Genomic DNA, 25,725 nt, shown 5'->3' on the forward strand with positions numbered 1-25,725 from the left:
AAATTCAAAAACACTTTTGGCACATTTCATCCATTCTGTCCCCTTTACCTCCTCAACTGCACAAAAAAGAGAGGTCTTGCCTCTCTTTGGGTTATTTTTCATCATTCATTTTTGACTTTACTTCATCATAAGATAATGCATGTGATTCTTCTTCTACTGTTTCAGGCATCTTTCCTGTTTCGTAAAGAGATTTAATTTGTGTACTATCCAATGTTTCGTATTTCAATAATGCTTCTGCAATCAACTTGTGAGTTTCACGATTTGACTGAATAATTTCAGCAGCTTTATTTCTTGCTTCATTTAATAATGAACGAACCTCTTCGTCTATTTCATAAGCTGTTTGTTCTGAAATTGATTTTTGAGGACTCTGTGCACCAAACATAGCATGATTGCCCTCATATTGTACCGGACCAAGTTTTTCACTCATACCGTACTCTGTAACCATTGCACGCGCCATTTGTGTCGCCTGTTCAAAGTCGTTTGAAGCTCCTGTCGTTTGGACATTAAAGATAATTTCTTCAGCTACACGTCCCCCCATTAAGCCAGCCAATTGCTCTTTCATATCTTCTTTAGATAGAAGCATTTGATCCTCTTTAGGAAGTGCAATCATGTATCCACCTGCACGGCCTCGTGGTACAATTGTAACCTTATGGACAACGCGGGCATTCGATAAGACTAGACCAACAATGGTATGTCCTGCCTCATGATAGGCAACCAATTCACGTTCTTTTTGTGAAACTGTCTTATCTTTCTTAGAAGGTCCAGCAATAACTCTATCTTCTGCTTCATCAATATCTGAAGCATCAATTATCGATTTATTACGACGAGCGGCAACCAAGGCTGCTTCATTCAATACATTCTCTAAATCAGCACCAACAAAACCTGGAGTTTGTTGAGCCACTAATTTCAAATCAACATCTTCTGCTAAAGGCTTGTTCTTAGCGTGAACTTTCAAGATTGCTTCACGACCTTTAACATCAGGACGGCCAACCAATACTTTTCTATCAAAACGTCCTGGACGCAGAAGGGCAGGGTCAAGTACATCTGAACGGTTTGTCGCAGCGATGACGATAATCCCTTCATTTCCCTCAAAACCATCCATCTCAATCAAAAGTTGGTTCAAGGTTTGTTCACGTTCGTCATTACCTCCGCCGAGACCGACTCCACGTTGACGTCCAACAGCATCAATTTCATCGATAAAGATAATAGCTGGTGCTGCTTTTTTGGCATCTTCAAAAAGAGAACGAACACGACTAGCTCCAACTCCGACAAACATTTCTACAAAGTCAGAACCTGAAATACTAAAGAATGGAACACCTGCTTCTCCAGCTACTGCCTTAGCAAGCAAAGTTTTACCTGTTCCCGGAGGTCCCTCCAAAAGAACACCTGCTGGAATACGGGCTCCAAGTTTTGTAAATCGTTTTGGATCTTTTAAGAATTCAACAACTTCAACCAGTTCTTGTTTTTCTTCCTCAGCTCCAGCAACATCTGAAAATCTTACTTTAATATCTTCTTTATTTGCAGCTTTAGCCTTGCTACGGCCAAAACTCATTGGATTACGGCTATTATTTCCTCCCATATTTCCCATCATAGAGAACAGGAAGAAGAATAGAATACCGAATGGCACAATGGATACAAGAATATTAATCCACATACCACTTGAACTTTCATGCTTAACAGTTATTTCCGCTTTATGGTCAGAAGCAAGTTTTTGCAATTCTGATACTGTCGTATCTGAAGGAAGAATAATACTTGAAAATTTCTCTACTGTTGTAGCAGAAGGAGAAAAGAACTGGATACCTGTTTCTTCTTTACTTGTTTTAGGATTTTTATAAACACCTGAAACTTCGATAACACTGCCATTTGGTTGGTAAGTCAATTCTTTTACATTGTCATCGGTAATTTCTTTTACCAATTCTGTATAATTAATTTGCTCACTTTTCCCTGCAACACTACCTGTACTAAAATACTGATAACCTGTAACTAGGAGAAAAATAAGTAATAACCATAGAAAAGGATTTTTAATTAAACCATTATTTTGTTTTTTCATTAAAAATTGCTCTTTCTAATTTGAATATACTTCTTCTTTCAATACTCCAACATAAGGAAGGTTACGATAATTTTCTTTGTAGTCTAAACCATAACCTACTACAAACTCATTTGGAATAGTAAAGCAAGTATAGTCTGCCTCAATTTCTACAACACGTCCTTCTGGTTTATCCAACAAGGTTGCAATGTTAACAGAAGCTGCTTCTCTTGCAATAAACATATCTCGCAAATTCTTCAAAGTTTGACCTGTATCAATGATATCCTCTACAAATAAAACATGTCTTCCTTTGATATCTTGAGTCACATCTTGCTTAATATTAATGACACCACTACTTGCTGTTCCACCATGGTAGCTAGAAACCATCATGAAGTCCATTTCAATATGTGTGTCGATATGTTTGACCAATTCAGCCATAAAAGGAATAGATCCTTTTAAAATCCCAACTAAAATTGGATTTTTTCCTGCATAGTCTTTGGTTAATTGAGCACCTAATTTTTTAGCAGCTTCTGTAATTTCATCGTGTGAAACAAGGATTTTTTTAATATCGTTTTCTAACATTTTTTTACCTATCTATTTTTTCTATATAAAGTACAGTGTTCATTATATCATTTTTCGTGTTTTTACTCAAATTACTGGTCGCAATTCCCAAAATTGAGATAATTTCACCAAATTGCTCAATAATCAGAGCTGATTTTCGCTTTTCCATAGGGATTTTCAAATCAATAAATAGACGTCTGAGTTTTTTTCTATGCCCATTTTGAATCAAAAAATCCCCTGGTTTTCGATGACGAATGTGTATGGATGTTTCTCGTGAAACAGGTATTCGCTGAATTGATTCACCTTCTAAAAGAATTCCAAAGGAAAATGTATATCCTTGATAAGTAACCTGATTTTGATAGTGTAACACAAATTCATCTTCCTTTTCATCAGCCTGCGGACTGATTTTACAAATCTGAAAATGTTGGTACTCTTTTATCAATTCATAGCCATTTTTAAGCGGATGACGATACTGGCCTTTAGATTTTAAAATCTGCCGAACTTCTTCAAACTGAGCTTTTGTGAGATTCAAATCTGGAAAACGATTCAGATAAGTTTGAAGTAAAACTCTTTGTGTAGACTCAGAGTAAGACAATAGCTGCTCTAAATTTTCTACATCAATATTCTTTGATAATTCAGCTATTGCCAAATCATAATCTAAAATTTCATTGCCGATACTTAAGATTGCATCTCTAAATCGAGGATTTTCTTTTTCTAATTCTGGTAAATAAGAATTTCGAATACGATTGCGAAAATAATGATTTTCCTTATTTGATGTATCTTCAAAGTGAAAAATTGGTGGAAAGTCTTTTTTCTGAAAATGCAAGAAGGGCCGAATGATTTCTATCTCTCCGACTACTTGCTTCTCCTTAATTCCTGATATATAGCGCAAACGAGTACCTCGAATCAAACGCATTAAAATCGTTTCCACCTGATCATCCGCATGGTGGGCAGTGACTAAGGCTGTCGCACCTGTCTTTTTCATGACCTCTTGAAAAAAATCATAACGAAAATGTCGAGCACGAGCTTCTGAAAATTCACCTAAAAAATTGCTGATATAAATAGGAAGCTCTGCTTCAGCAGCCAACTTCCTTAATTCCTTTTCTTCCCAATCTGATTCTACTCTCTGCTTATGATTCACATGGGCTAGAATCAATTCAATTTCTAACTCTTTTTGATAAGTAGATAATACCTTAAATAGAAACATAGAATCTAACCCACCAGAAAGAGCTAGCACCACCTTAGTATGCTTTTTGAAATATCCCTTCTTGAGAAAATGATTTAAAAAATCTTGTTCCCTCATTTTAGAACCTCATAAACATCCTTGGATATCTGAGAAATTGTATCATAATCAGAATTCTTAGTGAAAATAGAAAGAATAAATGGAGAATCTGCGTAGACAACACCCGTATCATGCTTAAATTCGTCCGCATCCCCAATTTTATGAGCTACCTTCACAGAAACACCTTTGGCAATTCGCTGATTATCAAAATCTGTTTTAGTCAAAGACTCTAGCACAAATCCATTTTGATTATAAATAGCTTCCATGACCTTCCCGGCCATCTTGGAAGAAATCAATTTTTCTTTTGGATCCCAATCATCTCCCATAATGGCAGACATCTTGGATTTGAATGTGGCATCAGATTGGTTTGAAATGTAATAACCCAATATATTATGAGCTACATTATCAGATTCTTTAGATACTTTTGTGATTAAGTCCTTGAGAGAATACTCTTTATTATCCTCTTTTTTAGGAAGACTACCACTTCCCTCTGGTTTATAAGAACCTGGAAAATCATTGACTTCAGATACGTATTTTACAGTCGTATCTAACTGATAAAGACCCTCATTTATTTTTTCTTGCGCATAATAAAGATAAGGGAGTTTCAAAACACTAGCTGCATACATCTTTTCATCTTGATTGATACCAGCTTCTTTTCCAGTAGTCAGTTGCTTAACATAAATAGAGAATGAATCCTTCTGATATTTTTCCGATAACATTTCTTGGACCTTACTCATCCGATTGTCTTCTTCAGAAGTTGATTCTTTAGCTACCCATCCAACCTGATCAATATGTAGAAATTCTCTTCCTTCTACAAACATGGTCTTGTCAATCGATACTTGCGAATAAGCTGATAAGGATGATTTCACTTCTTTTAAGTCATAAGGACTATTGTACAGTTTAAAATCAGATTCTAACCATACTTTTTTTATTGTTGGAGTTACCTCTGATTGATCATATAAAAATCGTTTGTCCGCAGCTATAAATTGATGATTTGATAGCTTAAATACCGGAATTCCTTGTTTATTTAAGCGCCACTCGGTTATTTGGAAACTTGTTTTGGGAGTCAATTTTCCAGATTCCACTACTAAATCTTCATTCGCATAAACAGGAACCTCTCCATAAACCATGGGAAAACTTAGCTTTTCTCTAAAATAAATACCAAAGTCAGATTGTGAAAGGTAATAAATTTCTTTCGAAGTATAGACGACTTCTTTTTCTGTGCTAACGACTTTTGAAATGGTCAAAAAACTTGGTAGCAACAAAATAATTAAGAATTTACGCATTCTTCCTTTCCTTTTCTTCTTGTAAACGCAATAATTGATTTTTATCAGCCAACTCTTCCAGCTTTTCATCTGATAAACTCAAAAATTGCTCTATTACGTCTAGTAAATTTTCCATTTTATCACCTTTGAAGTAAGTCAGGAATCGTATAAACTATTTCCCTCGACTTAGAATAATAGTACTTCGCTCGTGTATATTTGGCAGCATAATCCTCATCTTTCAACTTGGTAGCAAATGCTGTCTCCTTATCCTTTTCATCGCTCAAAGTTTGATACTGAGTTTGCAAGTCTGTTAATTGCTGACGTCTTTGGAGTAATTGCTGATAACTCTGCGCTAAATTAAAAGTTGGCAAGATAAATAATAGCATAATCAAAATCAATACCCACCCCATAAAACGATTCCGTTTTTGTCGTTCTTTCATCAGGTAGCGACGACGTTGATATTCATTTTGAATAAAAGAATTATTCAATTGTACAATATTTTTAGACATTTTCTTCTACCCGTGTTTCACTGATAATTTCATACATGCCTGCTGCATCTTCTTTTTTTGTACTATCTTTCATCTCTAGTACTTTGACAAGTAGCAACTTATTTCCAAAACGAATTTCAACTTGGTCATTAACTTTCAAATCCGTTGAACTTTTGGCCAAGATTCCATTCACCTTGATTCTGCCTTTATCTGCTACTTCTTTTGCGACTGTACGACGCTTGATAATTCGCGATACTTTTAAATATTTGTCTAATCTCATCCTTATTACCTCAACTTATTATTGTATCATTTTTATCTATTTTATAGAAGAAAAATATCAAATGGAATTTTCTTTCTTAGACTCTTTTATCTCTAATAAACTTTCTCCAAAAATCAGCAGACTCTCTAAAATTTCATAATCTTTCTTATTTTGGACATCAAATACAAGCTCCATTAATCCCTTATTCTCAGCGATGCCCGCTTTAAAGTTCGTTGCGGATAAAGCTTTAAAATAATCTTGAGCTAAAAACAGTCGTTGAGTGACTTTTTCAAATTGAATTGTAATTTTATTATCTTTTCTTTCCACACGTTGAACAAAGACCTTGTCCAAATATGACTTGACTAAACCAATCTCTAAAAGATAGACTACTACATCTGGGTACTCTCCAAATCGGTCCATCAACTCTTCTTGTAACTCTTCATAGTTAACACGGTTGTCAATTTGACGAATTTTCTTGTAAATTTCAATCTTATGTCGTTGATCAGAAATATAAGTATCAGGAAGATAGGCATCAATTTGCAAAATCAACTCAGCATTCCCTTTGGTTCTTGTGTTAGCGTTAGCATTACCGTTTCGTTTAGCAATAGCTTCCTCTAATAACTGCGAATACAATTCAAAACCAACAGAATCAATGAAACCAGACTGGGATTTTCCTAGGAGATTTCCTGCTCCACGAATCGAAAGATCTCGCATAGCAATCTTAAATCCGGATCCCAATTCTGTAAATCCTTTAATCGCTTCTAATCTCTTCTCAGATACTTCACTGATTGATTTTTCTGGACGATACATGAGATAGGCATAAGCAATACGATTACTACGACCGACTCTTCCTCTTAACTGATACAAGGTTGACAAGCCCATATGGTCCGCATTTTCAATAAATAAAGTATTAGCATTTGGAATGTCCACCCCTGTCTCAATAATAGTAGTCGTCACCAAGATATCGTATTGTCCCTCAATAAAGTCTAGTAGAGTATTTTCCAACTGGATTTCACTCATTCGACCATGAACATAACCAATCGAAGCCTCTGGAATTAACTCCTGTAATTCTGAAACCTTCTGGTCAATCGTGTCAACTTTGTTGTAAAGGTAGTAAACTTGACCTCCACGCTCCATTTCACGCAAGACAGCATCACGAATGACACTATCATTCTTTTCTAAGACATAGGTTTGCACTGGATAACGATTAGTCGGCGGAGTTTCAATAACAGACAAATCCCTGATTCCCAACATAGACATATGGAGGGTACGAGGGATTGGAGTAGCGGTCAAGGTTAGGACATCCACTTGTTTCTTCAATTCTTTCAAGGTTTCCTTATGCTTGACACCAAATCGCTGTTCCTCATCAATAATCATCAATCCTAAATCAGCAAACACAACATCTTTTGACAAAACACGATGTGTTCCAATCAAAATATCAACTTGACCGTTTTTCAATTTTTCAAGTGTTTCGGTCTGCTCTTTTTTACTTCTAAAGCGACTCAACACATCAATATTAACTGCAAAATTTTGGAATCGTTCCTTAAAATTAGTATAGTGCTGTTGCGCTAAAACCGTCGTCGGAACTAGAACGACAACCTGTTTGTGATCATTGACTGCCTTAAAGGCTGCACGCATAGCAACTTCAGTCTTTCCAAAACCAACATCCCCAACTAAAAGTCGATCCATTGGCTGAGAAGCCTGCATATCTCTCTTGATTTCCTCAATACTACGAAGTTGATCATCCGTTTCAACATAAGGGAAAGCATCATCAAAGGCATCTTGATCTTCATCATCAGCTGAAAAAGCAAAACCCTTCAACTGGCTACGTTCAGAGTAGAGTTTAATTAAATCGTCAGCTATATCCTCTACCTGGTTCTTAACTTTTTGCTTGGCTTTTTTAAAATGACCGTCATTTAATTTATTGAGTTTTGGAGCTTTCCCATCACTTGAAACATATTTAGACAGTAGATGAATCTGTTCTACTGGGATAGAAATTTGATCACCATTTTGGTATTGGACGCTAACATAATCGCGGTGAATCCCTTTGATTTCAATTGTTTCAATCCCTAGATATTGACCAATTCCATGGATATGGTGAACAACGTAATCTCCTTTTTCAAGTTCATTGTAATCTTTTAGTCTCTCTGCGTTTGAAACATGTTGTCTTCGAAAACGACGTTTCAATTTCTTTTGAAAAATCTCATGTTCAGTTATCAATAAAACCTTTTCATCTACAAAATGAAAACCATGTCTGAGATTGCCCTCGATTAAGTTTACAGATTCTTGACAGATTCTTGACTTATCTCTAGAATCCAATTTAATCTGATATTCCTCTAACACATCCTCCAATGTTTTACTTCCCATTGAATTGCTAGACTGCAGAATAATGGTGTAATCCATTTTTTTATATCGTTCAATTTCTTCTTTTAAAAAAGAAAATTGATTGAAAAACTCCTGCATAGGATATTGATTAAATTGATAAATTTGGTCAAACTTGAGATTTCCTAACCCCTTTTGCAGATTAGAGAAAAAGGTAACCGGACTCTGTTTTTTATAGATTTGCTCTATATCAGCAAAATACTTCATCTCAGAAAATGCTTTACTATTCTGTAACTCTTCTGTAAAGTATTGCGCTAATTCTCTTTCAAAGACTTCATACTGATTCATCAATTTCTGATAATCATCAAAGAATATTGGTATGTCTTTTTCGATATAATCAAAAATAGTCCATGTCTTGTCATAACACAAAGATAAAAATTTCCGAGAATCAGAATGAATTTGTTTTTGGTGAAAACTTGAAAGAATTTCTTCTAAGTATGATTTTAAAATAGGTGATAACGTTTTTGAAACTTGTTTTTCTAAAGCTGACCGACCTCGTTGATAATCCTTTTCTCTCAAAATTACGTCGCTAGCTGGAAATATGGTGAGTTCTGTCTGATTTTCTTTCGATAATTGTGTTTCGACTTCAAATAACCTAATACCATCGACTTCATCACCAAAAAACTCAATTCGGCAAGGTTCTAACTGGGATATTTCAAAAATATCTAAAATATCTCCTCGCAGACTAAATTCGCCCTGAGTTTGTACTTGTGTAACTTTTCGATAGCCTATCTCTTTTAACTGATGGATAAGTGCGTGTTGGTCATATTCTTCACCAACTGAGATTTTTACAATACTATCTTTGAATACATTTGGAGACGGTAAAATCAATCGACTTGCTGCGATATTACAAACTAAAATCCCTCTCTTAGATGAATCAGTCAAAAAACGCAAGGCTTCAACCCGTGAAATGATTTTTTCTTGTGAAGATATCAAAAACTCGACCATAGGGGAGTCATCTACCAAAAATGGATAGACCAGTTCCTCACCCAAGATAGAGATAAGATCACTAACAAGTCCTTCTGCTTCTCCATAAGTTGACGTCAGTAAAACAATCTTATCTTCTTTCTTCAAACTACTAGCAATTGCTAAAGCTTTTGTAGAAGTTGATAAACCTAACATTAATTGTCTTTTTTTATCTGTTAAATTTTGATGCCATTTTTGGATCTGATCATTTTCTGAGAATAAATCTAATAAGGTCGCCATTTATCCGTTATACCTCTGCATTGTTTTCTCAAAATTTTTCTCTTGCAAATAGTAGTTTATAGAATCGTCAACCTTGTCAATAGACTGTAAAATACCAATATAATCATCCTTGTCAAAGGTACTCAAAACATGGTGAACAACTGACATACCATTTTTAGGTCTTCCGATTCCAATCTTAACACGGTTAAAGGTTTGGGTTCCAATATGTTGAATAATAGACTTGATACCATTATGACCACCTGCTGAGCCTTTTGCTCTTAAACGAATCTTTCCAACTTCCATATCAAGATCATCGTAAATGATGAGTAAATCTTCAATATCCAAACCATAGTAAGTCAATAAAGCATGAACCGCTTTTCCACTTTCATTCATAAATGTCGTTGGTTTGACAAGATAAATTTTTTCTCCATTTAGGAAAAATGATGCTAGATCAGCTTGAAATATCTTATCATGTGTAAAAGTGACATTCTGTTTCTTCGCTAGTTGGTCAATCAACATAAATCCAACATTGTGTTTTGTTTCAAAATATTTATCTCCTGGATTTCCCAAGCCTACAAGTAATTTGGTCATTTATTTCTCCTTTCAAAAGCCAAAAGGGTTGGAATTTTTTTCCAACCTAATTGATACTATTCATTAAATTTTTTAGACATTAAAGCGGAATTCCATAATATCGCCATCTTGAACGATATATTCTTTTCCTTCTTCACGCAAGCGTCCAGCTTCTTTTACAGCCTTTTCAGATCCGTATTTCACTAGATCCTCATATGACATGGTTACTGCACGGATAAAGCCTTTTTCAAAGTCTGAGTGGATAATACCAGCTGCTTGAGGAGCCTTCATACCACGTTTGAAGGTCCAAGCTCGAACTTCTTTTTCACCAGCTGTGAAGTAAGTTCCCAGTCCAAGCAAGTGGTAAGCTGCACGCGTCAACTTATCTACACCTGATTCTGTCAACCCAAGAGCTTCAAGAAACTCTTGCTTGTCTTCTTCGTCTAACTCAGAAATTTCTTCCTCAGCACGCGCAGAAATAACGACTACTTCAGCATTTTCTGTCGCTGCAAATTCACGAATTTGTTTAACATAGTCGATAGAGTCAGGTTCTGAAACCACATCCTCATCCACATTCGCTACATAAAGAACTGGTTTTGTTGTCAAAAGGAATAGTCCTTTGACAACCTTTTGTTCTTCATCTGTAAATTCGATTGTACGAGCTGATTTCCCATCTTCAAGGACTGGTTTAATCTTTTGAAGAACATTAAATTCTGCTACTGATTCTTTATCTTTTTGCGTACGTGCCATCTTTTCTACACGCGCATAGCGCTTATTAACTGATTCTAAGTCAGCAAGAATCAATTCCAGATTAATTGTATCAATATCTGCAAGTGGATCCACAAAGGCATCTTCACGTCCTTGCTCGCGCATCACATTTTCATCATCAAAAGCACGAACTACGTGAACAATCGCGTCTACTTCACGGATATTAGCCAAGAATTTATTCCCTAGCCCTTCTCCTTTTGAAGCTCCTTTTACAATTCCTGCGATATCTGTAAATTCAAATGTTGTTGGAACTGTCTTTTTAGGAGTGATCATTTCAGTCAATTTTTGTAGGCGTTCATCTGGAACCTCAACCATTCCAACATTTGGATCAATCGTCGCAAATGGATAGTTTGCAGCCTCTGCTCCTGCTTTTGTAATTGCATTAAATAGTGTTGATTTACCAACGTTTGGCAAACCAACGATACCTGCTGTTAAAGCCATATTTTCTCATTCTCCGTTTTCATTTCAATCCCTAATATTATAACACAAAAAGGGAAAACTTGCTAACCCTCTAACTAAGGGTTTTCAGTCAATAATTTTATTCATTTTTCGATCAAAATCATAGCGTCCCATCATGACAACATGGTCACAATTACTGCATTTGATTTTGATATCTGCCCCTACACGTGTAATTTCCCAACGATTTGCTTTTTTACCAGTTGACTTGATAGTACAAGCATGTGGTTTTTTCATCTCAACAAAATTTCCAACTTGATACATACTACTCTCCTTTTCTTTTTCGATTATATCATAAAAGAGGCGAGCCAAGCTCAACCTCTTTCACTTAATTTGTACGAACTGGTGTAATGAGCTGCATGAAGTCCTCATCAGTGTCTGCTGGCACAAGAGTAAATGGACGAACAGCTGAGATAAAGCTAATGGTCACCTTTTCGCTATTTAAAGCCTTAAGAGAATCAATCAAGTAAGTTGGGTTGAAACTAATGGTCAAATCTTCACCAGTAACCTGATCATTATCGATTTCTTCGTTTACTTTACCAACTTCTGGAGAGTGAACATGAGCTCTAACAACCCCATCTTTAATTTCAAGCTTCACAGTACCATTTTGAGTCGCACTTGATAAAAGACGAGCACGTTCCATTGACTGGCGTAAGTTTATAACATCAAAAGTAATGGTAGTGTTAAAGTCTGTTGGAATCAAGCGATCTGTATCAGGATAGTTTCCTTCTAGCAAACGTGTATAGAAGCTAATATTTTCGCTTCTAAAGAGGATTTGGTTATTGGCAAAGAAAATCTCTACAGTTTCAATATCATCTGTAAATACCGCTGAAAATTCGCGTAGAGAACGGCTAGGAATTACGACATCAAAATCATCACTATTTTTTTCAAGAGTCAATTTTTTCTGGCTTAGACGATGAGAGTCTGTTGCCACTGTTTTTAGCTCCTTATGTTGACTCAATACAAAATGAACACCTGTTAAAATTGGACGACTTTCTTGTGTACTTGCAGCAAATGCTGTTTCATTGATAATTTTCTTGAGTAATTTTGTTTCAAGAACTAAAGGAGTGCTTGCTGAAATTTCTTGGATTCGTGGATACTGTTCGCTATCTTTTCCTTTTAAGGTAATTTCTGATTTGCCGCTAGTTAAAACAATTTGATTTTGTTCAATTTCTTTAAAATCAAGAGTCACATCAGGTAGGCTAGATACCACATTGATAAAGAAAGAAGCTTCAAGAAGGATCGAACCTAAAGAAGTAATTAATAGACCAGCATCTTCATTTTTTTGAGAAATAAAATTTTCAATTGAAATTTGACCATTTGAACCAATTAAAGTAACACCTTCATTGGTCACGTCAATTTTGACAGTTGATAAAATAGGAATGGCATTTTTAGAACTAATAGCTCTCTTAGTTGTATTCAATGCTTGTAGAAATAAATTTTTATTAATTGAAAAATGAATCATGGATTCTCCTTTATTTATTTTTAGTATTAGAAGTATAATAGTAATAATAGAGTCTGTGAAATCTGTGGAAAACAGACTTTAAACAAGTCATATCAAGTTTTTTGGCTTGTTTAAAAAATGTGGATAAAAAAGATAATAAAGTAAAAGTTATCCACAAGTTATTTAATTTTCTTTTTGATGGATTCAATTTCTAAACGTAAATTATCGTCTTCATCAATCAAAGATTTAATTTTTGCATGGGCATGAATGACTGTTGTATGATCTTTTCCTCCAAATTCCTTCCCAATTTTTGGAAGACTATTATCTGTTAGTTCTCTAGATAAATACATAGCCACTTGACGGGCTAACACAATATTTTGAAGGCGTCTGCTTCCCTTCATTTCTTTGACACTGACACCATAAAAGTTACCAACTTCATTTTGGATTTTGTCAATTGGGATGACGAGCATTTGGCTAACATCTTGTTTGCGAGCTCTAATGGCTTCTGCAGCAATATCAATAGTGATATCCTTGATTTTTTTTACTCGGGCAATTAAAGTGATGTCGTTGATGGCTCCCTCAAGATCTCGAACATTTGAATCAAATTGCCCAGCTAGGTATTCTAGAGTATCACTTTGGAAATTGTAGCCTAAATGTTCCGTTTTACTTTGTAAAATGGCAATACGTGTTTCAAAGTCAGGGGGCGTGATAGTTTGTGTCAATCCCCAGCTAAAGCGCGTGACAAGTCTCTCCTCGAGCCCTTCTAGATGTTTTGGACTACGATCACTCGTTAGGACAATCTGTTTTTGCTTGTCATGAAGGGCGTTAAAGGTATTGAAAAATTCTTCCTGAGTTGCAACTTTTTTTCCGCTGAGTGACTGGATATCATCGATTAACAAAAGATCAAGACTACGATAGGTTTTTTTAAATTTTTCCATTTCCCCAAGTCTTAGGTGATCAAGAAAGTCATTAATAAAGCTTTCAGCAGGTATGTATTTGACACGCGCATTTGGAATATTTTTTAGAATTTCATTTCCAATAGCGTTTAACAGGTGAGTCTTACCAAGTCCCGGTCCTCCATAGATAAAAAGAGGGTTATAGGTCAGAGCCAAATCTTCAGAGACAGCTAAAGCGGCTGATACTGCCCAAACATTTCCATCCCCTTGAATAAAATTATCAAAGGTATACTTTTCTTTTAACCCAGTATCTGAATAAGGAATAGATGCTAACTTTGGACTATAATCATAAAGAGTTGAATTTGTAGCTTCTTCAACTTGTGAGATAGTCGTATCTTGAGGTTTGGTGAAAATATAGTGGGGAGTAATCTCAGCATCATAAATTTCAAATCCAGCAACGACAATAATATCTTTTAGTTGTTTTTCCCAGACCATTTCCATTTCAGATCGTGGTAAAAATATAGTGGCAACATTTTCCTCTACCTTAATGAGTTCAGCTTGAATAGCATAGAAATCATACATGGATCGAGTCAGTCTTTCTTGAGCAAATTCTAAGATACGATTCCAAAATTGTTTTTCTTTCAATCCTTTCTCCTCCTTTACTATTTAAAAGTTTAATACTAGACCTATTTTACCATAGAGAACAAGAATTTTCCACAAGCTGTGAAAAATAATCCACAATGTTACCAAGTTTTATCCACAGGTTGGGGATAAAAGCAGAAGCTATTGATTTATTAAGCTTTTTATTGAAAAAAATAGTGGATAACCTTGTGAGATAAAAAAATAAAAGAACAGCCTTATTTCAGGCTGTTGATAATTCTACTGTATTCTTCTTGATTTGAAAAAGAAATAATGATTTTTCCACTATCTTTTTTAGACAGCTTAATCTCTACATCTAATCCGAGTAGTTTTTTTAACTGTTCTTCTTCATTTTGTATGAAATGATTCGTTTTTTGAAGTTTCTTTTGTTTTTTCTCTGTCAGAAGAGCTTCTAACTTCCTTACAGAAATGTCTTCTTCTATAATTCGTTGAAAGAAATAGTCTTGTTGTTCCTTATTCAACCCAACTAGAGAACGCGCATGAGCTTGTGATAGTTTGCCATTTTCTACTTCTGAGAGGATAGCATCTGGCAAGGAAAGCAAACGAATGGAGTTGCTGATATAAGGACGAGACTTGCCCATTTTATCTGCAATTTCAGCATGGGTAAATCCTTTCTCTACAAGAGATTCATAGGCGCGTGCTTCTTCTATTGGATTTAAATTTTCCCTCTGTAAATTTTCAATGATGGACTGGACCATCATCTCTTGATCTGAAAGCTGTTTAACAACAGCTGGGATAGACCTTAGACCAGCTAAAAGTGAAGCCCGATAGCGTCTTTCTCCTGCAAGGATTTCATAACCAATAACAGGAGATTGACGAACAATAATCGGTTGAATGAGCCCATTTTCTTTGATAGACTGTGCTAGTTCATGTAGTTTTTCTCCATCAAATTCTTTTCGAGGTTGATAGGGATTTTTTTGTATATCCGTGATAGAAATCATTTCAAATTTTTCCATGATTCTACACTAACACATCTTTTCTCTTATGTAAAGCTTTCTTTACATAGATGTCAATTAAGATTCTAAATCACCTGAACTCTTGTCAAGTTTAATAGATGTAGTTTCTTCTTTACCGTTACGATAGTAAGTTATCTTAATGGTGTCTCCGATAGAATGATTGTAAAGAGCACTTTGTAAGTCTGTTGATGAAGCAATCTCCTTGTCATCTACTTTTGTAATAACATCGTATTTTTCAAGGTGACCATTGGCAGGCATATTACTTTGCACAGAACGAACAACTACACCAGATGTTACATTGCTTGGAATATTCAGTCTTCTAATATCACTTGTATTAATATTTGAGAGATTGACCATTTGGATGCCCAAAGCTGGACGCGTCACTTTTCCGTTCTTTTCCAACTGTTCAATAATATTGATAGCATCATTTGCAGGGATTGCGAAACCAAGGCCTTCTACAGAGGTTCCTCCATTTGTGGCAATTTTACTTGAGGTAATTCCAATAACCTGCCCTTGAATATTGATCAGTGGGCCACCAGAGTTACCTGGATTAATAGCAGTATCAGTTTGGATGGCTTTTGTAGAAATGGCTTGTCCATCTTCAGATTTTAAAGATACATTTCGATTGAGACTAGATACAATACCCTGAGTGACAGTATTAGCATATTCAGAACCTAATGGGCTACCGATGGCAATGGCAGTTTCTCCTACGGTTAACTTGCTAGAATCACCAAACTCAGCTACTGTTGTCACTTTTTCTGAAGATATTTTGACGACAGCAATATCAGAGAAAGTATCAGCTCCGACAATTTCTCCAGGTACTTTAGTTCCATCTGACAAACGAATATCTACTTTGCTGGCGCCATTTATAACGTGATTGTTGGTGACGATGTAAGCTTCTTTATCATTCTTTTTATAAATAACTCCAGATCCTTCACTAGAGATTTGCTGAGAATCTGTGTCAGTATCATCATTACCAAATACGCTATTTTGTCTGTTTGCTGAATAAGTAATAACTGAAACGACAGCATCTTTTACTTTGTTAACAGCCTGTGTTGTTGAATTTTCGTTCTTATAGGCAGTTTGTGTAATAGTACTATTGTTGTTAGAGCTACTTACACCACTTTTTTGAGTTAGTTGAGTTATTGAAAAACTACCCAAGGCTCCACTAATAAAGCTAATGACGATAACGATTAATAATTGAAACCATTTTTTGTAAAATGTTTTTAGATGTTTCATATTTGCCTCCATATGTTTGAAATTACTGAAAGTATAAACTGACTAGCTTAATTATAACTTAAATACAAAAGTTTTTCACAGATTGTGGATAACTTTTAAAAATCTGTGATTTTCTAGGTGAAATTTAACCTTTTGTTTTGTGAATAAGGTGTGAAAAAATAGAGAATATGTTAGAATAGAGTCATGAAAATTAAAGTTGTAACAGTTGGGAAACTGAAAGAAAAGTATTTAAAAGATGGTATTGCAGAGTATTCAAAACGAATTTCTCGATTTGCTAAGCTTAAAATGATTGAGTTAGCAGATGAAAAAACACCAGATAGGGCCAGTGAGTCAGAAAATCAAAAGATTTTAGAAATAGAAGGTCAGAGAATTTTATCAAAAGTTGGTGATCGTGATTTTGTTATTGTGTTAGCCATTGAGGGGAAAACACTTTCTTCAGAAGAATTTAGTAAGCGGTTAGAAGAAGCTTCTATAAAAGGATTTTCTACTCTTACCTTTATCATTGGAGGGAGTCTGGGGTTAGCACAGGATGTAAAAAAGAGAGCCAATCTTTCTGTCAGTTTTGGTCGTCTAACCTTGCCCCATCAGTTAATGAGACTAGTTCTTGTTGAACAAATCTATCGCTCTTTTACGATTCAGCAGGGATCCCCCTATCATAAATAGAAAATTGACTTTTAATTGAATTTTTGGTAGAATAATTGTGTTAGGTCTCATAGCTCAGCTGGATAGAGCATTCGCCTTCTAAGCGAACGGTCGCAGGTTCGAATCCTGCTGGGATCAATATAGTAGCAAAGCTGGGAATTTTCCCGGCTTTTTTCTTAAAAAAGTACACTTTGGGAGAAAAAAATGACAGTTGAGAGAATTTTATCTAAAACGAAATTCCATTTTGTATAATAGTTTTTGTAAGTTATCTTACAAGAAAAAACATTTTAGGAGATTTTATTATGAAAAACACAGTTAAATTGGAACAGTTTGTAGCCTTGAAGGAAAAAGACTTGCAAAAGATTAAAGGTGGGGAGATGAGGAAAATGAATGAAAAGTCCTTTAATTTCTTTAATATCTTTAGAAGAAGATAAAGGAGTAGCAGAATGGATTTTTTCTTATTAGTAGATTTGATATTATATTTTTTAATTATTAGTCATAGTTACCGTTTAATTTGTAAAGGTCAAATAAATAGAAAAGAATTCTTCGTTTTTGGTGCTTATACATTACTAACAGACATAGTATTTGATTTTCCCTTCTATCTTCTAAATTTAGATGGGTTAGGGATTGAAACATTTTTATTTCCTTTATTCTTATATTCCTATTTTCGATGGATGAAACAGTATGAGAGGGATAGAGGACTATTTCTAAGTTTACTACTATCTCTTTTATATGAGAGCACTCATAACTTTTTGTCCGTAACTTTCTCCTCTATAACAGGAGACAATTTTGTTTTACAATATTATTACCTATTCTTTTCCGTTGTAACGGTGTTGACTTATGTTGTTATCTTAAAAATCATTCATTATTTCCATTTGGAACTAGCCTATTTTGACAAAGATTACCTTTATCATTTCTTGAAAAAAGTATTTTTTGCTTTACTACTGCTCCATATTGTATCTTTCGTTTCAGATATGGTAAGTACGATTAAACATTTGAATAGTTTTGGAAGTATTTTATCATCTATTGTCTTTATTTCTCTACTTTTGACCTTTTTTGCAATGAATTCGCATAAAGAACAAATGGAGAAAGAGATTGCTTTGAAGCAGAAGAAATTTGAACAGAAACATTTACAGAATTATACAGATGAAATTGTTGGCTTGTATAATGAAATCCGTGGTTTTCGACATGATTATGCTGGGATGCTTGTCAGTATGCAGATGGCAATTGACAGTGGTGATTTACAGGAAATTGACAGAATTTACAATGAAGTTTTGGTCAAAGCAAATCATAAACTGCGTTCAGATAAGTATACTTACTTTGATTTGAACAATATAGAAGATTCAGCTTTACGAAGTTTGGTTGCACAGTCAATTGTCTATGCTCGAAATAATGGTGTAGAGTTTACACTGGAAGTAAAAGATACGATTACCAAGCTCCCAATTGAACTATTGGATTTGGTTCGTATCATGAGCGTTTTATTGAATAATGCTGTCGAAGGATCGGCTGATAGTTATAAAAAGCAGATGGAAGTAGCAGTTATTAAGATGGAAACTGAAACAGTTATTGTGATTCAGAATTCATGTAAAATGACGATGACACCTTCAGGAGATCTATTTGCTTTAGGATTCTCCACTAAGGGAAGAAATCGCGGAGTCGGATTAAATAATGTGAAAGAACTACTAGATAAGTACAACAACATCATTTTAGAAACAGAGATGGAAGGCAGTACATTTAGACAAATTATTAGATTTAAGAGGGAATTTGAATGAAAGTTTTAATTTTAGAGGATGTTATTGAACATCAAGTGAGACTAGAAAGAATATTGGATGAAATTTCGATAGAATCGAATATTCCAATATCATACAAGACAACAGGAAAAGTCCGTGAATTTGAAGAATACATTGAAAATGATGAAGTAAATCAGCTTTATTTCCTAGATATCGATATTCATGGAATTGAGAAAAAAGGATTTGAGGTTGCTCAGCTCATTCGTCATTACAATCCCTACGCTATTATCGTCTTTATCACCAGTCGATCAGAGTTTGCGACTCTAACCTATAAATACCAGGTATCAGCCCTAGATTTTGTTGATAAGGATATCAATGATGAGATGTTTAAGAAGAGAATTGAGCAAAATATTTTCTACACGAAGAGTATGTTACTTGAAAATGAAGATGTTGTAGATTATTTTGATTACAATTACAAGGGAAATGATTTAAAAATTCCTTACCATGATATTTTGTATATTGAAACGACAGGTGTCTCTCATAAATTACGCATTATTGGTAAGAATTTTGCAAAAGAGTTCTATGGAACAATGACAGATATTCAGGAAAAGGACAAACATACTCAGCGATTTTATTCTCCTCATAAGTCATTTTTGGTAAATATAGGCAATATTAGAGAAATTGATCGAAAAAATCTAGAAATTGTTTTCTATGAAGACCATCGTTGTCCTATTTCAAGATTAAAAATTAGAAAATTAAAAGATATTCTAGAGAAAAAATCTCAAAAGTGATTGACAATTAGTAAGAAATTGATATAATGGTTATATCTGCTACAGATAGAAGGTCCGTTGGTCAAGGGGTTAAGACACCGCCTTTTCACGGCGGTAACACGGGTTCGAATCCCGTACGGACTATTTTATCCGCCATAGCTCAGTTGGTAGTAGCGCATGACTGTTAATCATGATGTCGTAGGTTCGAGTCCTACTGGCGGAGTATAGATAAAAGGGAACACAACTGTGTTCCTCTTTTTGTATCAATTTGTATCACCAAGCATCTTCATAAGGAAGTCTGTTATTTCTTGAGGACTTTCTTTTTTTCCATGTGCAATCCAAGTTTGACAGACACCAAAAAGTGCATGAGTTAGATAGATGCTACTATATTCTAATTCAGTGGTATTGAAATTCAGTTGCATAAATTGCTTTTGTAAATCTGTACTGAGCATGATATGAAGTTTATTTCTTAAGAAATTTTGGATTTCTTTGGTCCCATTTTCAGAAAGAAGGGCAGCCAGAAGTGGTTCTGACTCTAGATATTCAAAGACTTCTAAAATAGCATCTCTTTTGTGATGAGCATGTTTTTGAAAAATATATTCAAATGTATGAAATAGCTTGCTTTGATAGTGCTCAATCATATCATACTTATCCTTATAGTGAGTATAGAAGCTGGAACGACTAATTCCGGCTTTTTCTGCTAACTTGACAGTAGAAATTTGATCAAATGGCTGTTCAATCAGTAATTGTACCATAGCATTTTCAATAGTTCGCTTTGTTTTTAAGCGTTTGTTACTTTCTTTCATATTTCCTCCTTGTAAACAAATTAGACTATATGTCTAAAAATGGATTTTTTATCTTGTAATTTAGATTTTTTATTGTATAATCTATTATATCAAAATTTTAGACAATATGTTTAAAAAAGGAGAAACTATGTTTAAAGAATGGAAAGCAATTTTTAAAAAACCAACCTTTATTATTGTCATGATAGGGATTTCTCTTATTCCAGCTCTGTACAATATCATATTTTTGTCATCAATGTGGGATCCATATGGGCAATTGTCTGACTTACCTGTGGCAGTTGTCAATAATGATAAAGAGGCTTCCTATAATGGTAATACTATGGCAATAGGAAAAGACATGGTGTCCAATTTAAAAGAAAATAAAACCTTGGATTTTCATTTCGTGGATGAAGATGAAGGAAAGAAGGGATTGGAAGATGGCGATTACTATATGGTAGTGACTTTACCCAGTGATTTATCTGAAAAAGCAGCTTCTATTTTAACGGATCATCCAGAGCAAATGCAAATTGATTATCAGACTTCAAGTGGTCATAGCTTTATTGCCAGCAAGATGAGCGATTCTGCGATGACACAATTGAAGCAGAATGTTTCTACAAATGTAACTGAGACCTATACTAAAGCCTTATTTAACAAAATGATTGATTTAAAGGATGGTATGAGTCAAGCAGCTTCTGGTAGTGAAAAATTAACTGATGGAGCGAATCAGTTAGTGGCAGGAAGTCAAACATTAACTACCAACCTACACTCTTTAGCAGCTTCAAGTTTAACATTTTCAAATGGAACGGAGCAGTTTACTAGAGGATTATCCTCTTATGTTTCTGGTGTCGAACAACTTCATCTTGGCTTAGGGAATTTTAATAGTGGTTTAGTTACATATACTGGTGCAGTGAGTCAATTAGATAACGGATTAGGTCAATTATCTTCTAAAAGTCCTGAATTAGTAAGGGGAATCAATCAGTTATATACTGGTGTAGAGTCCTATACTGGCGGTGTTTCTCAGCTTAATGCTGGTCTTAATCAATTTTCATCTGGTGTTAGTGCTTATACAAATGGAGTGGGAAATCTTGCAACAGGTGCTAATCAGTTATCTAGTCAATCAGCTGCACTTCGAATGGAGGTGGGGAAATTAAGTGAAGGGATTCAACAACTTTCTAGCAAGTTAGATGCTTCGTCTGGGAAAAAAGATCAAATTAATCAATTATCTTCAGGTCTAAATCAGTTAAATCAAGCTATTCAAAATATTGATGTTGGAGATACAAAACAATTAGATTCTGTTTTATCAAGTATAGCATCTCTTTCTAATCAAATGTTAGCAAGTGCTCAGTCTGAAAAAGCAACTACATTAGCAAATATTCAATCGACAGCAGCTTATCAATCATTGACAAGTGAGCAACAAGCTGAGATAAGAGCTTCTGTATCTCAAAATTCGACTGATAGTATTCAATCGGCTCAGTCAATTGTAGCTTTAGTACAAGGTTTACAGGGAAGTTTAGAAAACTTACAAAATCAATCTTCAAATCTTTCGACATTAAAAAATCAAGCTAATCAAGTATTACCGCTTGCTTCTACCTCTTTGACAGGATTGTCAAGTGGATTAACAGAGATACAAGGAGCTGTTACTAGCAAATTAGTTCCTGCCAGTCAGTCAATTGCATCAGGTGTAAATGCATATACTGCAGGTATTGATAAAGTTTCTCAAGGCGCAAGTCAACTAAGTGAAAAGAATTCCACCTTGACAGGTAGTTTGAACCAATTAGTTTCAGGATCAACTACCTTGACACAAAAATCTTCTAACTTGACAGCAGGAGTTGGTCAATTAGTTGAAAAAACTCCAAAATTAGTGTCTAGTATTGAAAAATTATCAACTGGCTCCAATCAATTGAATCGAAAGAGTCAAGAATTGATAGCAGGAGTTGATAAATTGCAGTCAGGATCTAGCCAACTAGCTGACAAATCCAGTCAGTTAATTTCAGGTGCTTCTCAATTAGAAAGTGGAGCTAATAAATTGGCAGATGGAGCTGGGAAACTAGCAGAAGGTGGAACAAAGTTAACTTCTGGATTGGAAGGTTTACAGACAGGAGTTGTTTCTTTAGGACAAGGACTAAGTAATGCTAGTGATCAACTTAAATCAGCATCAACGGAATCTAAAAATGCAGAGATTTTGTCAAATCCACTCAATCTTTCCAAAACAGACAATGACCAAGTTCCTGTAAATGGAATCGCAATGGCTCCTTATATGATATCAGTTGCTCTCTTTGTTGCAGCAATATCAACGAATATGATCTTTGCGAAGTTGCCTTCAGGACGTCATCCAGAGAGTCGTTGGGCTTGGTTGAAATCTCGAGCTGAAATAAATGGTATTATAGCTGTTTTAGCAGGAATTTTGGTATATGGAGGAGTTCATCTTATTGGTTTAACTGCTAATCATGAAATGAGAACATTTATTCTCATTATCCTAACAAGTTTAGTATTCATGTCCATGGTAACCGCTTTAACAACATGGAATAGCCGTATAGGAGCTTTCTTTTCTCTTATTTTGCTTTTATTACAGTTAGCATCAAGTGCAGGTACCTATCCACTTGCTTTGACAAATAATTTCTTTAGAGCTATTAATCCTTGGTTACCAATGAGTTATTCGGTTTCTGGATTACGACAAACAATTTCTATGACAGGAAATATTCATCATCAAGTCATTTTCCTTGCTGTGATATTAGCCCTATTTACTGGTTTAGGTATGCTAGCCTATCGACCTAAGAAAATGGAAGAAGATTAAAAAAATCGACCAACTGGTCGATTTTTTTATGTCTTAGATGACTTTCGTTTGTGATTATAGATTCCAAATAGTAAAAGAGAAGTAAAGGAACAGATTGCTCCAACAACAAACCCATTGGGAATAAAGGAAAGTGTAATAGTTCCTTTTCCCTTAGGAATGTCAACTTTTATAAAACCAGTTTGAGCTTGTTTAATTTCTATTTTCTTACCATCTTGGTAGGCAGACCAACCTTTGTCATAAGGAATGGTGAAGAAAATAGATGTATCTTGTTGGACATCATATGTAGCAAAAACCTTGTTTTTAGAAGTTGATACTGTTACAGGTTGTTCTTTAATTTTTTGAATTGCCTCAGTTAAAGTTTGGGTATCTAAACGGTAGAAGGTAGGAGATTCAAATGATACTTGTGAATTTTCAGGGAAACTAACATGAATATTGAAAGTTTTTGTATATTTTGTATAGCCTAGATTAAAGAAGGAGAAGACATTATCAGTTGTAAAAGTTTTCTTTTCTCCATTTACAAGGATGTCAACCTTTTTTTGTTTGTCATTAGAAAAGTGAAGATTTGTGAAAGAAAGATAAACTTGGCTGTTTTCTGGCACTTCAATTTGATACTGGATTGCTGCATCCTCATTTGAAGAACCTGTGACACTAATCAAATCATTAGTATTTTCTGTTTTGTCATAAGGGATTGGAGAAAAATAATCAAAATCGACGTTAGCAAGTTGATTTAAAAATGAGGCCTGATTATCCAAGGTATGTTCATTGAACTTGACATCATTGTAAACAGATTGACTAGCAAAGGCAATCGGGAGAGAGAATTGATTTTCATATAGGGTAAGATTATCTTTTTGATAGATATCTTTAAAACCATATTTATCAATAGGACTGTCTGAGATATTGTACTGGATACCAAATAAACTATCAGCTAAAATACTATTATTGGCATAACGGAGATTTAGATTAGTCCCAGAGGATTTAAAACCAAGTTTATCCAAAGTAGAGCTTGCTGAACGATTTCGAACAGATGAAAATTGAGAGATTCCATTATAGTTGAATTTCATACTGTCATTTCCTGTCTGAGTTTGTAGTTTTTCAGTACGAGTAAATTGATTTCCAATATATGTTGAGAAAGATTCCATAGCTGGGATATCTCGATTATATGAACTTCGAGAAGCAAAACCCCATTCTTTAGCAATTCCGTCTATTTGAGATGAAGCATTTAAACTTATTTCAACCATTATAAATAAAGAAATTAGAATGGCAAATAGATTTACAGAGATAAACTTTTTGATAACTGCAAGGAGTAAAAGCGAATAGACAACCAAAAATTCAAGAGTAAGCAGAATATTCAAATCTGTTAAAAAAGAATAATGTGATTTTAGATAGATGGTAGCTAAAAATCCTGTTACTATAAGAAAAAGCGAAACTAAAAAATTCCAGACTTTAAGTTCTTTCAGACGCTTTAAGACTTCTGCTGCTGTGTAAATTAACAAGGTAGAGAAAATCCAAGCATAGCGATGTAAAAACATGTTTGGAGTATGCATGCCTTGCCAAAATAAATCAAGAGCTTCAATATAAAAGCTTGCAATTAGAAATGCAAAGAAGATTGCATAGATAAGTTTCACGTGAAACTTAATAGATTTCAGCGTAAAAAATAAAATGGTCAAAATAAAGGGAAGTAGTCCAACAAAAATCATTGGGATGGCCCCATACTTTGTTGTGTCAAAGGAACCAATGAATTGTTTAGCAAAGAGATCAAGATACCAGCTACTTTCAGTTTGAAACTTTGTAATTTCAGTTAATTTTTCCCCATGTGTCTGTAAATCAAATAGAGTAGGCAGAGTCAGAATCAAACTAGCCATACCAGCTAAAACGGAGGTGATTATGAAATCAAGAAAAGATGATTTTCGAGTTTTAAAGTCCCAAGAAATTTGACAGAGATACCAGAAAATAAGAAACAATACTGTCATATAGCCAAAATAATAATTTTGAATAAACAAAATTGACAGACTTGTAAAGTACAATAGGAATTTCTTTTCAGTGATAAGTAGCTGTAAACCAGTTATAATTAAAGGAATCAAGATAAAAACATCTATCCAGGTTTTTATCTCTAGTTGACTAACTGTGAAACTCATCAGAGCATAGGAACTAGATAAAGCTAGTTTTAAAGGCTTAGGAATCGATTGAAATAATTTATTTAAACTAAAGTAAGTTGACAGTCCAATCAATCCAAATTTTAAGAGAGTTGTCAGATAGACAGCATCTGGCATATTAGTTAGATCAAAAAAGTAAACTAGTGGTGAAAGGAAACTACCCAAGTAATAACTAGATAGGGCATAGAAATTTAATCCAAGGCCACTTGTAAAGGTGTAAAACAGACTACCATTTCCATGTAGGATATTTCGTAAGGCTACATCAAAAATAACGTATTGATGAAAGCCATCTCCTAATAGAGGAGAGTTGTCGCTATTCCAGTAGATACCTTGAGATAGATATACTCCTATCATAATGATTATGGGAATGATGAAAGAAACAAAATAGGTCCAATATGTTTTAAAAAATAATTTCAT

General features: G+C 34.6%; 22 protein-coding genes and 3 tRNA genes. 8 read left to right on the forward strand and 17 right to left on the reverse strand.

Annotated elements, in window-relative coordinates; genetic code table 11:
- Positions 1 to 91: 91 nt before the first annotated feature.
- From ftsH to htrA, 15 genes are all read right to left on the reverse strand, one after another.
- A complete protein-coding gene (gene ftsH / locus HMPREF1048_RS06495) occupies positions 92 to 2,050 on the reverse strand; it encodes an ATP-dependent zinc metalloprotease FtsH (RefSeq protein WP_000744572.1) in 1,959 nt (652 codons plus the stop codon).
- A 15-nt stretch (positions 2,051 to 2,065) separates the two neighbouring features.
- The gene (gene hpt / locus HMPREF1048_RS06500; protein ID WP_000892176.1) at positions 2,066 to 2,608 is read right to left on the reverse strand and encodes a hypoxanthine phosphoribosyltransferase; all 543 of its coding nucleotides are present in this window, start codon (positions 2,606 to 2,608) and stop codon (positions 2,066 to 2,068) included.
- Between the two features lie 4 nt (positions 2,609 to 2,612).
- Positions 2,613 to 3,890, reverse strand: coding sequence for a tRNA lysidine(34) synthetase TilS (tilS, locus tag HMPREF1048_RS06505; RefSeq protein WP_001209055.1), 1,278 nt, complete (start codon positions 3,888 to 3,890; stop codon positions 2,613 to 2,615).
- The gene (locus tag HMPREF1048_RS06510) at positions 3,887 to 5,155 is read right to left on the reverse strand and encodes a serine hydrolase (protein ID WP_001224745.1); all 1,269 of its coding nucleotides are present in this window, start codon (positions 5,153 to 5,155) and stop codon (positions 3,887 to 3,889) included. Before HMPREF1048_RS06510 ends, tilS begins: the two co-directional genes overlap by 4 nt.
- Positions 5,148 to 5,270, reverse strand: coding sequence for an SP_0009 family protein (locus tag HMPREF1048_RS13590; RefSeq protein ID WP_000429334.1), 123 nt, complete (start codon positions 5,268 to 5,270; stop codon positions 5,148 to 5,150). The genes HMPREF1048_RS06510 and HMPREF1048_RS13590 overlap by 8 nt, the downstream gene beginning before the upstream one ends.
- Before the next feature lie 4 nt (positions 5,271 to 5,274).
- Entirely contained in the window at positions 5,275 to 5,643 is a 369-nt protein-coding gene (locus tag HMPREF1048_RS06520; protein ID WP_000041915.1) for a septum formation initiator family protein, read from the reverse strand.
- Positions 5,636 to 5,902: an RNA-binding S4 domain-containing protein gene (locus HMPREF1048_RS06525; protein WP_001234978.1), complete on the reverse strand. Its 267-nt coding sequence runs from the start codon at positions 5,900 to 5,902 to the stop codon at positions 5,636 to 5,638. The genes HMPREF1048_RS06520 and HMPREF1048_RS06525 overlap by 8 nt, the downstream gene beginning before the upstream one ends.
- A gap of 57 nt (positions 5,903 to 5,959) precedes the next feature.
- Positions 5,960 to 9,469, reverse strand: coding sequence for a transcription-repair coupling factor (gene mfd / locus HMPREF1048_RS06530; protein ID WP_000212600.1), 3,510 nt, complete (start codon positions 9,467 to 9,469; stop codon positions 5,960 to 5,962).
- A complete protein-coding gene (gene pth, locus HMPREF1048_RS06535) occupies positions 9,470 to 10,039 on the reverse strand; it encodes an aminoacyl-tRNA hydrolase (protein ID WP_000163935.1) in 570 nt (189 codons plus the stop codon).
- A gap of 72 nt (positions 10,040 to 10,111) precedes the next feature.
- Positions 10,112 to 11,227, reverse strand: a complete 1,116-nt coding sequence (gene ychF / locus HMPREF1048_RS06540) for a redox-regulated ATPase YchF (protein WP_001218713.1) — start codon at positions 11,225 to 11,227, stop codon at positions 10,112 to 10,114.
- An 84-nt stretch (positions 11,228 to 11,311) separates the two neighbouring features.
- Positions 11,312 to 11,506: a DUF951 domain-containing protein gene (locus HMPREF1048_RS06545; protein ID WP_000285186.1), complete on the reverse strand. Its 195-nt coding sequence runs from the start codon at positions 11,504 to 11,506 to the stop codon at positions 11,312 to 11,314.
- A gap of 64 nt (positions 11,507 to 11,570) precedes the next feature.
- Positions 11,571 to 12,707: a DNA polymerase III subunit beta gene (gene dnaN / locus HMPREF1048_RS06550; RefSeq protein ID WP_000581171.1), complete on the reverse strand. Its 1,137-nt coding sequence runs from the start codon at positions 12,705 to 12,707 to the stop codon at positions 11,571 to 11,573.
- 158 nt (positions 12,708 to 12,865) lie between these two features.
- Positions 12,866 to 14,227 (reverse strand): chromosomal replication initiator protein DnaA, encoded by a 1,362-nt coding sequence (dnaA, locus tag HMPREF1048_RS06555; protein ID WP_000660610.1) that lies wholly within the window; start codon positions 14,225 to 14,227, stop codon positions 12,866 to 12,868.
- A gap of 212 nt (positions 14,228 to 14,439) precedes the next feature.
- Positions 14,440 to 15,198, reverse strand: a complete 759-nt coding sequence (locus HMPREF1048_RS06560; protein ID WP_000410368.1) for a ParB/RepB/Spo0J family partition protein — start codon at positions 15,196 to 15,198, stop codon at positions 14,440 to 14,442.
- A gap of 57 nt (positions 15,199 to 15,255) precedes the next feature.
- A complete protein-coding gene (gene htrA / locus HMPREF1048_RS06565) occupies positions 15,256 to 16,437 on the reverse strand; it encodes a serine protease HtrA (protein ID WP_000681591.1) in 1,182 nt (393 codons plus the stop codon).
- 183 nt (positions 16,438 to 16,620) lie between these two features.
- On the opposite strand from htrA, the gene rlmH reads away from it, so the two are divergent.
- The 7 genes from rlmH to HMPREF1048_RS06595 all read left to right on the forward strand — a co-directional run bounded on the left by rlmH (position 16,621) and on the right by HMPREF1048_RS06595 (position 19,802).
- Positions 16,621 to 17,100 (forward strand): 23S rRNA (pseudouridine(1915)-N(3))-methyltransferase RlmH, encoded by a 480-nt coding sequence (gene rlmH / locus HMPREF1048_RS06570; RefSeq protein WP_000695940.1) that lies wholly within the window; start codon positions 16,621 to 16,623, stop codon positions 17,098 to 17,100.
- A 43-nt stretch (positions 17,101 to 17,143) separates the two neighbouring features.
- Positions 17,144 to 17,217, forward strand: a tRNA-Arg gene (locus tag HMPREF1048_RS06575).
- Positions 17,218 to 17,381: 164 nt separating this feature from the next.
- Positions 17,382 to 17,513, forward strand: a complete 132-nt coding sequence (gene comC / locus HMPREF1048_RS06580) for a competence-stimulating peptide ComC (protein ID WP_004248788.1) — start codon at positions 17,382 to 17,384, stop codon at positions 17,511 to 17,513.
- A gap of 12 nt (positions 17,514 to 17,525) precedes the next feature.
- Entirely contained in the window at positions 17,526 to 18,851 is a 1,326-nt protein-coding gene (gene comD, locus HMPREF1048_RS0102290; protein ID WP_025171922.1) for a competence system sensor histidine kinase ComD, read from the forward strand.
- Complete coding sequence (gene comE, locus HMPREF1048_RS06585; protein ID WP_000866057.1) at positions 18,848 to 19,600, forward strand: competence system response regulator transcription factor ComE; 753 nt, start codon at positions 18,848 to 18,850, stop codon at positions 19,598 to 19,600. Before comD ends, comE begins: the two co-directional genes overlap by 4 nt.
- Positions 19,601 to 19,651: 51 nt before the next feature.
- Positions 19,652 to 19,723 (forward strand) — tRNA-Glu (locus HMPREF1048_RS06590).
- Between the two features lie 5 nt (positions 19,724 to 19,728).
- Positions 19,729 to 19,802 (forward strand) — tRNA-Asn (locus HMPREF1048_RS06595).
- Between the two features lie 40 nt (positions 19,803 to 19,842).
- Here the strand turns inward: HMPREF1048_RS06595 and HMPREF1048_RS06600 are convergent.
- Positions 19,843 to 20,385, reverse strand: coding sequence for a TetR/AcrR family transcriptional regulator (locus tag HMPREF1048_RS06600; protein ID WP_000665087.1), 543 nt, complete (start codon positions 20,383 to 20,385; stop codon positions 19,843 to 19,845).
- Positions 20,386 to 20,512: 127 nt separating this feature from the next.
- On the opposite strand from HMPREF1048_RS06600, the gene HMPREF1048_RS06605 reads away from it, so the two are divergent.
- On the forward strand, positions 20,513 to 23,155 hold the full coding sequence (locus HMPREF1048_RS06605) for a YhgE/Pip domain-containing protein (RefSeq protein ID WP_000472057.1): 2,643 nt from the start codon (positions 20,513 to 20,515) through the stop codon (positions 23,153 to 23,155).
- Between the two features lie 26 nt (positions 23,156 to 23,181).
- Here the strand turns inward: HMPREF1048_RS06605 and HMPREF1048_RS06610 are convergent, their stop codons facing one another.
- Positions 23,182 to 25,725, reverse strand: a complete 2,544-nt coding sequence (locus HMPREF1048_RS06610; protein WP_000764975.1) for a YfhO family protein — start codon at positions 25,723 to 25,725, stop codon at positions 23,182 to 23,184.

The sequence above is a fragment of the Streptococcus mitis SK575 genome (assembly GCF_000257865.1).
In the GTDB taxonomy this organism is placed as follows: Bacteria; Bacillota; Bacilli; order Lactobacillales; family Streptococcaceae; genus Streptococcus; species Streptococcus mitis_CQ.